Origin of the sequence: Sutcliffiella horikoshii (genome assembly GCF_020524325.1) — a bacterium.
In the GTDB taxonomy this organism is placed as follows: Bacteria; Bacillota; Bacilli; order Bacillales; family Bacillaceae_I; genus Sutcliffiella_A; species Sutcliffiella_A horikoshii_D.
On the sequence record NZ_JAIVKY010000006.1, the window covers coordinates 60765 to 75651 of the forward strand.

The window sequence follows — 14887 nt, forward strand, 5'->3', positions numbered from 1 at the left end:
GGTTAAAGGATTAAATCATTTCTTATTTTCTGTATCTTAACATTAAGGGTTATTTATGATTATTGATTTTTATATTTTTCCTATTCTTGGGGATATTATTCTTGTTGGGTGGAATAGGAGGAAGTGAAAATGATATACAAGAGTATTCGAAGGCAATGTCGTTAGTCATGATGATTCTTCCCTGGTTTCTGGTGCCTATGTTAGGCAAGCATGCTTTCAAACGATACTTCCCATCTGGTATTTTTATTTCTTTTGTGGTACTGCTTGTTAATTTTATCGCCAAAAAGCGTAGATGGTGGCGGTGGTATGAAGCCTTTTCTCCTAAGGTGACTTGGGTAATTCCATTTACGTGGGGACCGTTTTTAGTCGGTTCTATGTGGATATTAAAATGGACATATGGTGATTTTTTCCGCTATATGCTGTTGAATGTAATGGTGGATGGAATGTTTACTTATGGTTTGGGGTATTACCTACAAAAATTACACATATTCTCTTTAGTCAAAATGAAAAAAATTCAATTAATGTATATGTTTATGGTTGATGCCTTGCTTTTATATGCTTTTACATTTTTAAAAGAAAAAATACTAGTGAAATAAATTGGTCAACCAGATATATTCTTATCAGGTTGACCTTATCGTCGAACATTCAGTTATTGTAAGCATAGAACTGAAACATTTGTTTTCTGATTCTACTAAAAATTTAAGTTACTACATTGTAATTTGCCGTTTATTTTGTGTTTGTAATGAACTGTCTTATTACTAATGTTCATGGCTGGATTAGAAACAGATCTAAATCAATTAAAGAAAAATTGGAAGCAAGCATTCGCCGTAGCTATCGGAGGAATTATCCTTCCCAGCAATTTTTGTAAATAATAAAATTAAGATAAGAATTAAGATAAATTCCAACTATAATGCCCCTTTACATATAAAATATATCTTATGAAACAAGTTTTAATCCCACGGCAGCACTTAGAACCATGGCTATAAAAATTAATCTTTTCCAATCCTTGGATTCCCCATATAAAAACATTCCTAATAACGCACCACCAGAAGCACCAATACCTGTCCAAATTGCATAAGCTGTACCCATAGGTAGGGTCTCCATTGCGTAAGCTAGGAATATGAAACTTGCGCCAAAACCAAGAACTAATAAAGCAATGGATTTCCAATTTCGATCATTATGAAGTTTATTGATCATTGCAACACCAAACATTTCAAATAAGCCTGCTAAGATTAAAGAAATCCAAGCCATTAGAATTCACCGCCTTCTTTAACTTTATCTGTTGTAACTAACTTCAATCCAATTACTCCTACTAATAAAAATAAAATCAAGAGTGCTTTATCAACTTTAAATGGTTCTCCAAAGAATAGGATTTCAGAAAAGACAGTTCCTGCTGTACCTAGACCAACAAAAACTGCATAGACAGTTCCTACAGGAAGTTTTCGTCCGGCCATAATCATTAAGTAGAAGCTAATGAAGATAGCAATAACAGTTCCAGTCCAAGTCCAAAAGTCCTCAGCGTGTTTCAATCCAATTACCCAAAAAACCTCAAAAAAAGCAGCGACAAATACTTTCATCCAGTCTTTATTCATCTAAAGACACCTCCAAGTTTATTAATACCCAAAATACAAAAAAGCCTGGGAGATAACTGTAAAACAGTTTCTCCCAGGCTTTTATCCTTCCGTGACACAGCAGAGCTGTGAGTTTTCTCTCGGACCAGACCAACAACTTGTTGCGGAACCCTAGAAAACATTTTACTTATGCAATTACTTTACATTATATACACATTTCACATTTATTCAAGATTAAAGTTTTGGAAACAGCATTGTACTTGTGTATATGGACCCGTATCGGCGTTTATTTGCATTACAAGGTAAAGAACCATCGTATGAATATCTCGATTAATAATCATTTGTTCTTTTTTTTCTCAAAGGCGTCATAATAGGAAAGTCGGTGTCTATTTGATCAAGTGCCCATAAAAATTGATGCCATTTTTTGATATCTCCAATCACTTTAACTGAAGAAGGAGAAGGACGGTTGTTGGTGGTGGCTATCTCATATAAGGATTCTTTACTCATGATGACTGTAACTTGATCCTCTTTTAATTCATCAGATAAATAACGAAAGATTCCACGCTTGACCTCCGTTAAGGCTTTTTCTTCCCGATCCGGAATAATAAAGTTCAATTTGAAGTCATACTCCCCAGCAATCAATCCGTTGATACGGATACTCAACATGTTCAACACTTGTTCGAATGTCATTATATCTAATACCTCTGTTGTAATAGTAGAACGCTGTATTGGAATAATTCCGTAACGAAGTTCTTGAGCCCCCATCAGATATTCATTACGCCATGGCCCGGATTCTGCGATGTAGCCAAGCTGCTCAAGAGCATCCGCACAAAGGTATTTTGCTTTCCTATTGGAAGGATTTGCGAAGATGACGTGCTTGGTGACTTCAGCTACCCATTGGTAATCACCTTCTCTAAAGCATTCTTTGGCTTTTTTGATGACTTCATCCTCTCCTCCCATATAATCCACATATTTTTTGGAGGACTCTTCCGGGAGCAGTTTGTTTAAATCGACAGGGTTTCCGTTATACCATCCCATATATTTTTGGTATACTGCTTTAGAATTATGGTTGACAGTTCCATAAAATGAACCGTTAAACCATTCGTCTTTTAAACTGTCAGGAAAGGTTACCATTCTTCCTACTTGATCGATCGTGAAGCCTTGATTTATCAACCTTAGTGTCTGATCATTGATATATTGGTACATGTCTCGCTGTTTTTCCATATATTCGATGCAGTATTCTCTACCATGCCTTGGCCAATTATGCACTTCAAATACAGAAGTTAATTGTTCCCCAAATAACTCAATGGCCTGTTGGATGTATTTGGCCCAGGCGACTGGGTCCCTTACTTCAGCTCCACGTAATGTATAGATGTTATGAAGCGAAGCTGTACAGTTCTCTGCAATACAAAGGCTTTTTTCTTCAGGGATAAACATGTTCATTTCAGCTGGAGCTTCTGTATCCGGGGTGATTTGGAATTGCATTCTTACACCATCAATAACTTTCTCGACATAGGATTCATCCTTGGAAGGTGAAATTTCTTCAGCAGAATTGATTAAAGTCACCACACCAGTGGATACATACTTTCCAATACCGCTGTCTACTTGACCTTTTTCTCCGCGAGGCAGCACCTCACCATACATGTAAAATCCTCGCCTTGACATGGCAACACCAGCGGTCACATTCTCTTCCAAGGCTGCACTTAAAAATCCACTAGGTGCATAAATTTTCACTTCATCAGTAGTTCCGCTATTAAGGACTCCATCAACACCACCATAATGATCTACGTGGGAATGAGAAAAGATGATCGCACTAATCGGGATCTTGCCGAAATAGCTGTCAATTAATTCAAAAGCTGCCTCTGCTGTTTCTCTGCTTGTGAGACAATCGATAACAATCCAGCCTGTATTTCCACGAATAATACTTAAGTTAGCAAGATCAAATCCTCTAACCTGGTAAATGTTTTCTGTTACTTGGAAAAGACCAGCATTTAAATTTAATTTTCCCTGGTACCATAGTTTCGGGTTAACGGATGAAGGAAGTTTGTCTTTCAACAGGAATTCATAGCGTTTTAAATCCCAAACAGGAAAAAACGAGTCATCTGGTTTGATAACGGGGAGGGAGACGCATTTCAGGACATTTCTCGTAGCCCACTCCTGTTCAATCTTCAGTCTTTTCCAGGACAGGTTCTCTTTTATTAATTCGTTAATTTTTTTTGTTTTTTCCGTAGCATTCTTGGGAAAAGGGGTGAATTCCGCCTCTATCTTCTTATTATGGTTTTGATCCATGAATTGTCACCTCCATTGAACATAGTATTCAGGTGAACTCCCCTTCATACATGGGGGATACAAAACATGAACTTAGGGTTCATAAATACGGAGAAAGAATTATTAAAACAACGTATTTGTTGACCACAAATCACAATGGCACGCATCTTGAAGTGCAAGTGTTGTAACCATCCCAAAATAGAACCCCTCCTCATTTTTGAGGAGGGGTTTCATAAATGTCAAAAGCTCATATAGAATCTATGTATTATTTAGGTACGATGATATGGTTATACTTGTTTAGTAATGTATCTAGTTCCTGGCTGAGCTTTAATGTTTTAGAAGAGGACATTCCGTACTTTGCGACAATATCAATCAGTTCGGATCGTTTTTTTTCAATTAGTTCCATCAATTCGTGTTTAGTAGCCAATGTTGAGTACCCTTCCTTCTTCCAATTCGTAAACTCATTATACTAGAATTTAGGAGGCAATACAAAGAAAAATTTCAAGTTAATGGTACTTTAATAATTGTTAAACTAGTGAAAAATAACTAGGTAATACTGTCACGGTTTCGACATAGAATGTTAAAAAGATATGGTTTGTTTTAACTTAATTTTTGTTACTATTAAATATATACTTTTGTAGGAGAAGTGATTTTATGTCTGGTGACCTTACGTTATTTTTGGCTTTTGGGGCTGGAGTACTTTCTTTCATATCTCCATGTACCTTGCCAATCTACCCTGCTTTTCTCTCTTATATTACAGGGGTATCAGTAGGAGAATTAAAAGAAGAAAAGGGAATGCTGCAAAAGAGAAGTATTTTACATACACTATTCTTTTTAGTTGGATTTTCTTTAATTTTTATTGCATTAGGATTTAGTACAACTTTTTTAGGTAATTTTTTTGTGCAATACCAGGACTTAATTAGGCAAGTTGGTGCTATCTTAATCATCTTTTTTGGTTTGGTAATATTGGGAGTTTTCCAACCAAAATTTTTAATGCAAGATAAAAAGTTTTCTTTTAAGAACCGTCCTTCAGGTTATGTTGGGACTGTTTTGATAGGAATGGCTTTTGCTGCAGGTTGGACACCTTGCTCCGGTCCGATTCTTGGGGCAGTGATTGCGATGTCGATAAATAATCCTTCATCAGGTATGTACTACATGTTAGCTTATGTATTGGGCTTTGCTATTCCATTCTTTATTCTTTCATTTTTCATTGGAAAGATGGGTTGGATTAAACGTAACCATACGCTTATTATGAAAATTGGCGGGTATGCGATGATCATCATGGGAGTCATGCTTTTCTTTAATTGGATGACTAAAATTATTATCTGGCTCACTGCCATTACCGGAGGATTCCAAGGATTTTAAATTGTGTGATATTTTAGTTGATTCTTCTGTCCGAAAAGAGTAAAGTTAAAATTAGGAATAAAGGAAAATTACAACTTTTTTATAGGACATAAGGAGGACTCTGCGGTGGCTAACGTTTTAGTAGTGGATGATGCAAAGTTTATGAGACTAACAATTGGGAACATTTTAACTAAATCTAACCACACTGTTATTGGTGAAGCAGAGAATGGAAAAGATGCGGTTTCACTCTACCGAGATCACCAGCCTGATCTTGTAACGATGGATATTACGATGCCTGAAATGAACGGTATTGAAGCTGTTCGTGAAATAGTGAAAGACTTTCCGAAAGCTAAAATTATCATGTGCTCAGCTATGGGGCAACAACGCCTGATTGTTGAAGCGATTGAAGCAGGGGCAAAAGATTTCATTGTAAAGCCTTTTGATGAAGGTAGGGTTTTGGAAGCTGTTAAAAGAGTGTTAGGATAAATGTAAAAACTATCGTATTTCAGTACGGTAGTTTTTTTCGTGATATAAGAAATTTAAAATCATATTGATTTCCATTCCAGGCGCTTCGCTTGCCTGCGGGCGTCTGCGCGCCATCCACTCCAATCGACAGGGGGTATCCATTCACCTTAGTCGAAACCTATTTAACGGACTTACTGAAAGACCAATAAGGTTTATTTAACGTAATTTATAGCTGTGTATTGGAGCAAATGGCGGAGACTCCTCGAAAATGCTACGCATTTTCTTCGTGCGAAGTATCGCTGTCGAAGCCTTCCTTGTCCTACGGGGAAGTAGCGGCAATGTTGAGACCCCGCAGGCTTGCCGAGGAGGCTCAAGGTCGACTTGTGCAAAGCGCAGCCATTTGCGGAAAGGAACAGCGGGGAACAACCATTAACTAATGTTTTATGGTATAAAGGTCCGTGTGGTATTACCCATTTCTCTTATTAAATTAAGGGGGGAGATTTATTTATATTTTAGCCAGAGTGGCAGAAGGTTTTGTTTTTGTTTACTTTTTCATCATAAATCTCGTTTTACAGATTGAAAACTATGTAAATTTATTATTGGTTGATGAGCGTGAAGAAATCATGATGGACGAGATTTGGAGTACTGTTCAGTTATTTATCATTGGCGCTGTTATCCTATTCTTTTTTGTAAAAAGTGGCAAGGAGTATACGGTTTATAAAAAAGGAATGTTGCTTCTATACATCATTAGTTTTTCTATAGCAGTAATTTTCTCACTGTTATTTTTAGTAGGTAATCTAATAGTCCATTTGTCGATGCTAGCGGGCTATTGGTGGGTTTTAGATACACTTTATTTGACACTGGTTACTTTTTTGATGATTGTTTCCATAAAGAAGTATCATGCCTTACAAAAAGCTTAGATATCGCTTTTAATATTTCTCTTTTTCGGTATAATAGTAAGAGGTTAAAAGTTGTGAATACAGAGGATGATTAATTTGTATACAGTACTATCTACGATTTTTGCAGTTTGTATGGCATTGCTTGTTTTGTTTATCCGAATGAAAGCTGCGAAAAAACCTTCATCAGTGAAAAAAATTGTATTACCTCCCATTTTCATGAGTACTGGGGCATTAATGTTCTTGTTTCCTGAATTTCGCGTTTCCTCTTTGCAAATAGTGGAGGCCCTAACAGTTGGTGCGATATTTTCTATATTTCTGATTAAGACTTCCAAGTTTGAAATGAAGGATAATGATATATACTTAAAAAGATCAAAGGCGTTTGTTTTCATCTTGCTGGGATTATTGGCAATAAGAGTTGTCATGAAGCTAGTTCTCAGTACACAGATTGATATTGGTGAACTGACAGGGATGTTTTGGCTGCTTGCTTTCGGCATGATTGTACCATGGAGAATAGCGATGTATGTTAAATACAAGAAAATAGAGAGTGGTTCCATTCCACCAACGATAAAAACCTCGGTCTAAAAACCGAGGTTTTTCCTTTAAAAAAGGTGTTGATACGGGGTATGATCAATCTTAAGGTGTTCCAATTTCTTTATCAGGAACTTATGATCCCGTTTAGGTGTAGCGAGAATATAGCCACGTATGACATGTTCTCTTGTTATTTCTTTTGCATTTTCCTTATAGGCAATTTCGCCGATCTTCCCGGCTATCTTTTGTCTTGCAATGTCTCTGAAAAGTTCCGGTACAGGTGATACAAGTTCCTCAAGTAACTGTTTCAAATCATCCGGCCAGAGATGACGGGTTTTTTCTAAATAGAAATCCTGCCAATCCAATTCCGATTTACCGTCTTCTTTTGGCATCCTTTTAAGAAATTTACGAAACATAAAGAATCCGCCAATGGCCAATAACCCAACCATTGCAACGACCCAAAATAAAATTAACCATAAAAACCATCCGGTTAACATGTTCTTTTTCCCTCCGAACTCGTTAACATTCTTGTATTATTATAACCGAAACTATTATAATTGCACTAGTAAATGAAAAATCCAACCTAATTGATATAGAAAAAATGACAAAGTTTTGACGGAGGTGGCGACGATGAAAAAGATTGGTGCCGTAATTGGCAGCATGGGGAAAACGGAAATTCTTTCCCAAAGAGTCTGCCCGAAATGTAATAGAGAAGTTAAACGCGTACGCATGCAAATTATCGGCGGAGAAAATAAAGGTCAGTGGCAAGAGTATGAAAATGAATGTGATTGTCGATTGGCTGCAGAAACAATGCAAGCAGAAAAGCGCAGGAAACATAAGTACTTTGAACAGTTTTGTATCATTCCAAAGGAGCTTGAGGATGCTACTCTCGAAAACTTCAAAGTGGACTATTCCAGCCAAGGCGAGGCTCTGGCAAGCACGATAGACTTTTTCGACCAGTTTACAGGGAGAGAAAACTTATACTACTTTGGTCGAACTGGTAGAGGTAAAACTCATTTAGCAGTAGGCTTGTATAAATACTTCAAGGATAATAATATTACCGCAATGTTTTTTGATGTGCCGAAACTGATGGATACCATTGTCGCTTCTTGGGATAATGATTCTGGTTATTCGGAGAGCAAGTTTATGAAGGCCATCGCGGAAGTGGATGTTCTTATTCTTGATGATCTTGGAGTAGAGAGGGTAAGTGAATGGGTGGACCAGACCATATACTCCATCCTGAACCAAAGGCAAGGGAAGAGTATCGTATTTACATCTAATATCCATCCTGGGGATCTGACGAAACGATATGGTGAACGAATTGCAGACAGAATTAAAAATAAAATGAGTCAAAATCAGCTGATTTCCATTGTGACACCAGAGAGTTTTAGAACCAAAGATTTAACGATGTATAAAGACTAATATAATAATTTTTTATTTTCATTACCCATAGCAAACTATTGCTATGGGTTTTTCGTATTGCAAAACGATTGCTGGAATTTGTCTATTTTTTCAAGTGAAATAATGGTAAAATAATTCTAAATAGAAAGAATAATATAAAAGGGGTGCCTGATATTGAAACAAGTAGAACAATTAAAGAAAGAACTGTCAAAAGTAATAATAGGAAAAGACGAGGTTGTTGAACTGTTATTCATCTCATTACTTAATAAAGGACATGTATTGTTGGAGAGTGTTCCAGGTACGGGTAAAACGATGTTGGCAAAGAGTTTTGCCAAGACAATGGATGCGAGCTTTAAACGAATTCAGTTTACTCCGGATGTGTTGCCAAGTGATGTCACTGGGATTCAGTTTTTTAATCCCAAGGAACAAAATTTTGAATTACGACCAGGCCCTATCATGACAAATATTCTTTTGGCGGATGAGATTAACCGTGCCACTCCAAGAACGCAATCAAGTTTACTTGAGGTAATGGAGGAGCGACAAGTAACCATTGATGGAGAAACATTAGCTATCCCAGGTCCGTTTATGGTGCTTGCAACCCAGAATCCTATTGAATCACAGCAAGGGACATTTCCTTTGCCGGAAGCACAGATGGATCGCTTCTTTATTCAAATAGATTTAGGGTATCCAACGAAGGAAGAAGAGAAGGAAATAATGAATAAATATCGTTTAGGCGAGCCGATCAAGCAATTGACTTCTTTCTTTAGTAAAGAAGAAGTCATGGAATTGCAGGAACAGGTCAAACAGGTGAACGTTTCTTCTGTAGTAGAAGATTACATACTTGAAATAGTTCAAATGACCAGAAATCATGAAGAAATTGAGCTTGGAGTAAGTCCGCGAGGAACATTGGCATTAATGCGTGCGGCTCAAGGGGCGGCATTTGTTAAAGGCAGAGAGTACGTCACACCGGAAGATGTAAAGAAAATGGCTCCATATGTTTTAAGTCACCGATTAGTCCTTACAATGGAAGGGTCGTTAAAAAAGACCAATAAACAAGTTGTGACAGAAGTGTTGGCAAGAGTAGTGGTGCCTGTGGAGGCGACAATATAGGAATGACTAGGTGGAATCAACAAGTAGATAACCTGACTCACCATATTTATTTCCGAGCAAGCGCATTTGTCATTATGGCAATAGGCTTCTTTACAGGACATCCCATTTTATTTTTTATGGGTAGTTTGTATTTTGTGTACTTCGTTGTCTCTTACTATTATTTAGCCAATGTAGGGAAGAGCCTCAAACTTACCATAGTAGACGGGCATGTGAAAGTTTTTCCCGGTGAAACAGGGATCATCAAATTGAAGATCGAACAACCATCCAGGTTGCCTATTTTCTCTGGAAGAATCCAACTTGTTGTAGATAATAACATTGCTTTTCAAAACGGAGACAGAAGAACGCGGATCAGCCAAATAAATCTGCCATTTTCCTTAATGGGCAAAAGTGAATTAGTCATTGACATTCCCTTTACTGCAATAGAAAGAGGAGTGGCTAAATTACATCATATTGAGTTGCAAATCTCCCATTTTATTGATTTTGGTAAAGTGTATCTGCAAAAGAACGATCTGACGAAATTTGAAGCGCTCGTTTACTCTGAACAGATGTCTGTAACTGGTCTTGAAAGAATCACTCCGAAGAATCAGGGAACTTATCCGACTCGGTCGTCCCTTTTTGAAGATGTTAGCACGATTATAGGGACTCGTGATTATGCAGCTGGGGATTCATTTAATAGAATACATTGGAAAGCTTCAGCTAAGGTCACAAGCCTTCAAACAAAAATGTATGAAAAGACATCTCAATTTTCTTGGTTAATTGTTTTCGATATTAGATCAGGCAATTTAGAAGAGAGAATAAAAGGGATTACCCAATTGTTACATCATGCGACCAAATTCAATATTCCTTATTCCTTACTTGTAAACATTAAGAGGGTTGGGACACCAAGTTATTTTGAACTGCCTTATGGGGAAGGGAAACGCCATTTGCAAACTGCGTTGACTATGTTGGCAAGATTGCAAGGAAATAGTGTGTCAATTGGCATGCCTACCTTTGAAAGAATAACCTTTCAACATGCTGCACATGCCCCTTATGTCATTCTTTGTGGCGAGGAAGAGCGTTTGAGAGGGTGGAGGATGCCTACTGGGACTAATGTAAACCTCCTAGATGTGAAAGATGATAGTTGCACATTAATACCATGGCGGTCAGAAGCAAGGAGGGAGGCTGCAAATGGGTAATCTTTGGAGAAACAGCATTCACTTATTGCTCGAGCTCAATATTCTCTATTTTTTCATCTTGCTCTTGTACTTAGATTCTGGTAATCTGCCTTCTTTTGCAGGTATCTTGTTGCCATATGGTTTTGCAATTGCTATTTTTGGCTTTTTAAACAATAAACTTCCAAGTAGTTATGTTGCAATCATGCTTGTGGCACCGATATTAGCTCTTTTTGCTTACCTTTCTTCTTATAGTATAGGACTTTCTCTTATAATAGGAGGCATTATCAGTTTCCGTGCATTCATGTATTTTGTGGAGGAAAGGTTTATTTCAACCTTTGCGTTATTAATTATGTCATTCATTTGGATGCCTTTCGTATACGGTGCAGGAACATTAGTGGACTATCCTCACGACTTTACTTTAATGATATTATTTGGCGGGCAGCTGGCACTTGTTATTTTATTGTACAGTGGCAATGCTGTGATTCAATTAAACGGGAACCGGTACATGCAAAAAAGAGTGGTGGGTGCCACAGCGGCTGTTTTATTAGGCATCGTCGCTGTTAGTGCAGTCTTTGCCACAATAGGTAAATATCTGATAACAGCAGGGCTTTCAATATTCGGATTAGGTGTCAGCTTCATTTTTGACATTTTGGCAAGGCCTGTGTTTGCTTTATTTGGAATGCTTGATTGGACGCCCAAAAGCAGCGGGCCTCAGGATGAGGGAGGTATTGAGATGGGGGAGGAGGAAGAAGCGGAAACCGCTGAGCTCTTACCACCCACAGAAAGCCTATTTGATAATCCTGTAGTAGTGGCAGTTGGTGTCATTGTTTTCTTATCTGTCCTTTATCTCCTATTAAATAGGAAAAAAGTGAACAATCAAAAACGTGAGATGCAGCCTGAACAACAATTTACTTCTACTATGACTAAAAAGAGTGGCGGTGGATTCTTCGCTGGTAGAAGAAAGCAAAAGCCACCGGAAAATGAAGTAAGGAAGCTTATGTTTGATTTAGAGCAGTTGGCATTGAAAAAGAACCGTGGCCGCCTTCCAAATGAAACTTTGGAGGAATGGTTAAAACGAGAAACCTCATTTAATGAAAGCTTTATGAAATTATATGCAAAAGTGCGATATGGGGAAATGAAACTCTCACCTTCGGAAGTAGAAACCTGCAGGACGATGGCAGAGGAAATTCGAAAAGTGATGAAGCAGTGGAAAAAAGCAAGTTAAATACTATTTTGCAGTGTATCCTTTCTGGGTACACTGTTTTTTTATGGGGGGGGTATGAAGACCTGAGTGGAGGAAGATTCGGTAGAGAGAAGTCCTCATCGGTGTTATGAAGACCGGAGTGGCAGGAAATTCGGTAGAGAGAAGTCTTCATCGGTGTTATGAGGACCTGAGTTGCAGGAAATTCGGTAGAGAGAAGTCTTCATCGGTGTTATGAAGACTGGAGTGGCAGGAAATTTGGTAGAGAGAAGTCTTCATCGGTGTTATGAAGACCGGAGTGGCAGGAAATTCGGTAGAGAGAAGTCTTCATCGGTGTTATGAAGACCGGAGTGGCAGGAAATTCGGTAGAGAGAAGTCCTCATCGGTGTTATGAAGACCGGAGTGGCAGGAAATTCGGTAGAGAGAAGTCTTCATCGGCGCTATGAAGACCGGAGTGGCAAGTAATTTGGTAGAGAGAAGTCTTCATCGCCGCTATGAGGACCGGAGTGGCAAGTAATTTGGTAGAGAGAAGTCCTCATCGCCGCTATGAGGACCTGGGTTGCTGGGAATTTGGTAGAGAGAAGTCTTCATCGGTGCTATGAAGACCGCAGTGACTTGGAAATAGGAAGAGAGAAGTCCTCATCGCAATAAAACCGCCCAAACTCAATGCATAGAAGGCTTTGTACTACATTTCCACAATTATCCTCCATCATATTTCGCCGTATTCCTCCATTTTCAGCGATTATTTCGCTTCTACTGGAATTAAACGAAGGTCGATATAATTGGTAGCGTTTACACTCACTATCTGGCTTTCATACGGACTAATTGCCCAAACACCCTTGATATAGATCCTCTACATGTTACGATTATAAACGTTGTTAAAAACGAACGGACAGACGGGGGCGATTAGATGCTAAAAGAAAAAGTAATTGGATTTATTGGAGCAGGATCGATGGCAGAAGCGATGATTTCAGGAATTGTAGCAAGCGAAATTATCCCTGCCAATAATGTAGTAGTAAGTAATAGATCTAATATCGACAGATTAATGGAACTTGAGGGTAAATACGGTGTTCGTGGCGTGATGAAGCAGGATTTAAACATGAATGAACTAGACATTATCGTACTAGCCATGAAACCTAAAGATATAGAAACTGCCTTAGCTTCATTAAAAGATCAACTAAACTCATCGCAATTATTGCTTTCCGTATTAGCAGGCGTATCTACAAGCTATATGGAAGAGGGGTTAAATCCCGGACAGCCTGTTATTCGCGTAATGCCTAACACGTCAAGCATGATTGGTGAATCGGCTACAGCGATTTCAGCAGGGAAGCATGTTGCAATGGATCATATAGTAGACACAAAAGTTATTTTAGAAACAATCGGAAAAGTATACACCATTGAAGAAGAACAAATGGACGTCTTCACAGGTGTAGCTGGTAGTGGACCAGCATATTTCTATTATTTAATGGAACATATGGAGAAAACAGCGAAAGATGCAGGATTAGATGAAGAAGTAACACGCGATGTAGTTGCACAGACAATTCTTGGAGCAGCCAAAATGATGCAAACAAATAACGAAGAACCTGCTTCGCTACGGAAGAAAGTGACTTCTCCAAATGGTACCACGGCAGCAGGATTAGATGCATTAAGGGAAAATGGTGGCGGTAAGGCTATATCAGCGGCCATTAAGGGTGCAGCAGAACGTTCAAAAGAGATTAGTGCTGAAAAAGAAAAAGAATTAGTTTTACAGTAAGTTTTACAACTATGTTTATAACAGGAGTGATTGAATGATCCCCGATAATAAGACAAAACGGGTAGTAATAAAAATTGGAAGCAGCTCATTGACAAGTTCACATGGTGAAATCAGCAGAAGAAAGCTAGAAAGGCTTGTTGATGAAGTTGCTCAACTGAAAGACCTAGGCTATGAAGTATTATTGGTATCTTCAGGCGCAGTAGCAGCTGGTTATAGAAAGCTAGGCTGTCTGAACAGACCAACAAGTTTACCGGAAAAACAAGCAGCAGCGTCCATTGGGCAAGGCTTGTTGATGGAGGCATACAGCGAACTGTTCTTATCTAACGGGTACGTTGCCTCTCAAATCCTTATTACAAGAGAAGATTTTTCGGATGAAAATCGCTACAATAACGCGCGCAACACCGCGAATGTTCTTTTAGAGCGTGGTATTGTACCGATCGTCAATGAAAATGACACCGTCACGGTAAACCGTCTGAAATTCGGGGACAATGATACACTTTCCGCTAAAGTGGCAGGACTCGTTGATGCAGATATGTTGTTAATTTTATCTGATATCGATGGGTTGTATGATGCAGATCCGCGCAAAGACCCGGATGCCACGCTTTTACGAAAAGTGGAAGAAATCACACCTGAAATTGAAGCGGCAGCAGGAGATCCAGGAAGCTCTGTCGGTACTGGCGGAATGAAGTCGAAAATTGATGCTGTGAAGATTGCTATGGCATCTGGAATCCCTGCGTTCTTAGGTAAAGCAGGAGTACCAAACATCCTTCTTCAAGCAGTGGAAAAAGAAGCAACAGGAACGTATTTTGAATCGAAGGACTCTGCAGTAAACTTGAACCACAAAAAGCAATGGATCGCTTTCAACTCAGGTCCAGAGGGAGAAGTAGTTCTTGCAGAAGGTGCGGACATTTCCATGCTAGGCAAAAAGAGACTATTGCCTTCCAGCATCAGTAAAGTGAAAGGTTACTTCCAGGAAGGATCCGTCGTAAGGATTCTGGATTTTGAAGGAAACAGAATTGGTCTTGGAGTGGTTAACTACTCCTCCGAACAGTTAAGAGAGTATGATCAAACCCAAGACAAATACGCAGAAGAAGTCGTGAAAAATGACGACTTAGTATGCCACTTAGAAGCATCCATTCCAGTTGGAATTTAATAAATACAAACAAGAACAATTAAAAACATTACTTTAATAA

General features: G+C 38.6%; 16 protein-coding genes, 1 pseudogene and 1 riboswitch. Of the genes and pseudogenes, 12 read left to right on the forward strand and 5 right to left on the reverse strand.

What is annotated here, in order from left to right:
• Nucleotides 1–101: 101 nt before the first annotated feature.
• Both LC091_RS07305 and LC091_RS07310 read left to right on the forward strand, forming a co-directional pair.
• On the forward strand, nt 102–596 hold the full coding sequence (locus LC091_RS07305; protein ID WP_226681387.1) for a hypothetical protein: 495 nt from the start codon (nt 102–104) through the stop codon (nt 594–596).
• Nucleotides 597–749: 153 nt separating this feature from the next.
• Nucleotides 750–854, forward strand: a pseudogene (locus tag LC091_RS07310) (cation:proton antiporter domain-containing protein); the annotation flags it as partial.
• An 82-nt stretch (nt 855–936) separates the two neighbouring features.
• Here LC091_RS07310 and LC091_RS07315 read toward each other — a convergent pair.
• The 4 genes from LC091_RS07315 to LC091_RS07330 form a co-directional block, all read right to left on the reverse strand.
• Nucleotides 937–1251 (reverse strand): DMT family transporter, encoded by a 315-nt coding sequence (locus LC091_RS07315; protein WP_226681388.1) that lies wholly within the window; start codon nt 1249–1251, stop codon nt 937–939.
• A complete protein-coding gene (locus LC091_RS07320; protein WP_226681389.1) occupies nt 1251–1592 on the reverse strand; it encodes a DMT family transporter in 342 nt (113 codons plus the stop codon). Before LC091_RS07320 ends, LC091_RS07315 begins: the two co-directional genes overlap by 1 nt.
• Before the next feature lie 68 nt (nt 1593–1660).
• Nucleotides 1661–1757: riboswitch (guanidine-I (ykkC/yxkD leader) on the reverse strand.
• 144 nt (nt 1758–1901) lie between these two features.
• Nucleotides 1902–3860: an alkyl/aryl-sulfatase gene (locus tag LC091_RS07325; protein WP_226681390.1), complete on the reverse strand. Its 1959-nt coding sequence runs from the start codon at nt 3858–3860 to the stop codon at nt 1902–1904.
• A 244-nt stretch (nt 3861–4104) separates the two neighbouring features.
• A complete protein-coding gene (locus tag LC091_RS07330) occupies nt 4105–4245 on the reverse strand; it encodes an aspartyl-phosphate phosphatase Spo0E family protein (RefSeq protein WP_148986961.1) in 141 nt (46 codons plus the stop codon).
• 248 nt (nt 4246–4493) lie between these two features.
• Here LC091_RS07330 and LC091_RS07335 point away from each other — a divergent pair, with 248 nt between their 5' ends.
• The 4 genes from LC091_RS07335 to LC091_RS07350 all read left to right on the forward strand — a co-directional run bounded on the left by LC091_RS07335 (nt 4494) and on the right by LC091_RS07350 (nt 7129).
• Entirely contained in the window at nt 4494–5204 is a 711-nt protein-coding gene (locus LC091_RS07335; protein ID WP_226681391.1) for a cytochrome c biogenesis CcdA family protein, read from the forward strand.
• Between the two features lie 105 nt (nt 5205–5309).
• Complete coding sequence (locus tag LC091_RS07340) at nt 5310–5669, forward strand: response regulator (RefSeq protein ID WP_226681392.1); 360 nt, start codon at nt 5310–5312, stop codon at nt 5667–5669.
• 500 nt (nt 5670–6169) lie between these two features.
• Nucleotides 6170–6568 carry a hypothetical protein gene (locus LC091_RS07345; protein ID WP_226681393.1) on the forward strand — a complete coding sequence of 133 codons (399 nt, stop codon included), beginning with the start codon at nt 6170–6172 and terminating at the stop codon, nt 6566–6568.
• 66 nt (nt 6569–6634) lie between these two features.
• On the forward strand, nt 6635–7129 hold the full coding sequence (locus LC091_RS07350; RefSeq protein ID WP_226681394.1) for a CcdC family protein: 495 nt from the start codon (nt 6635–6637) through the stop codon (nt 7127–7129).
• A gap of 17 nt (nt 7130–7146) precedes the next feature.
• Here LC091_RS07350 and LC091_RS07355 read toward each other — a convergent pair whose 3' ends face one another.
• A complete protein-coding gene (locus tag LC091_RS07355; RefSeq protein WP_226681395.1) occupies nt 7147–7572 on the reverse strand; it encodes a DUF2621 domain-containing protein in 426 nt (141 codons plus the stop codon).
• Nucleotides 7573–7705: 133 nt separating this feature from the next.
• Between LC091_RS07355 and LC091_RS07360 the strand changes: the two genes are divergently transcribed.
• The 6 genes from LC091_RS07360 (at nt 7706) to proB (ending at nt 14847) form a co-directional block, all read left to right on the forward strand.
• Nucleotides 7706–8497: an ATP-binding protein gene (locus tag LC091_RS07360; RefSeq protein ID WP_226681396.1), complete on the forward strand. Its 792-nt coding sequence runs from the start codon at nt 7706–7708 to the stop codon at nt 8495–8497.
• Between the two features lie 150 nt (nt 8498–8647).
• Nucleotides 8648–9586, forward strand: coding sequence for an AAA family ATPase (locus LC091_RS07365; protein ID WP_226681684.1), 939 nt, complete (start codon nt 8648–8650; stop codon nt 9584–9586).
• 2 nt (nt 9587–9588) lie between these two features.
• Nucleotides 9589–10761, forward strand: coding sequence for a DUF58 domain-containing protein (locus LC091_RS07370; protein ID WP_226681397.1), 1173 nt, complete (start codon nt 9589–9591; stop codon nt 10759–10761).
• A complete protein-coding gene (locus tag LC091_RS07375; RefSeq protein ID WP_226681398.1) occupies nt 10754–11965 on the forward strand; it encodes a hypothetical protein in 1212 nt (403 codons plus the stop codon). The genes LC091_RS07370 and LC091_RS07375 overlap by 8 nt, the downstream gene beginning before the upstream one ends.
• Nucleotides 11966–12851: 886 nt before the next feature.
• Entirely contained in the window at nt 12852–13694 is an 843-nt protein-coding gene (gene proC / locus LC091_RS07380) for a pyrroline-5-carboxylate reductase (RefSeq protein ID WP_226681399.1), read from the forward strand.
• A gap of 34 nt (nt 13695–13728) precedes the next feature.
• Entirely contained in the window at nt 13729–14847 is a 1119-nt protein-coding gene (proB, locus tag LC091_RS07385) for a glutamate 5-kinase (protein ID WP_226681400.1), read from the forward strand.
• Nucleotides 14848–14887 lie beyond the last annotated feature (40 nt).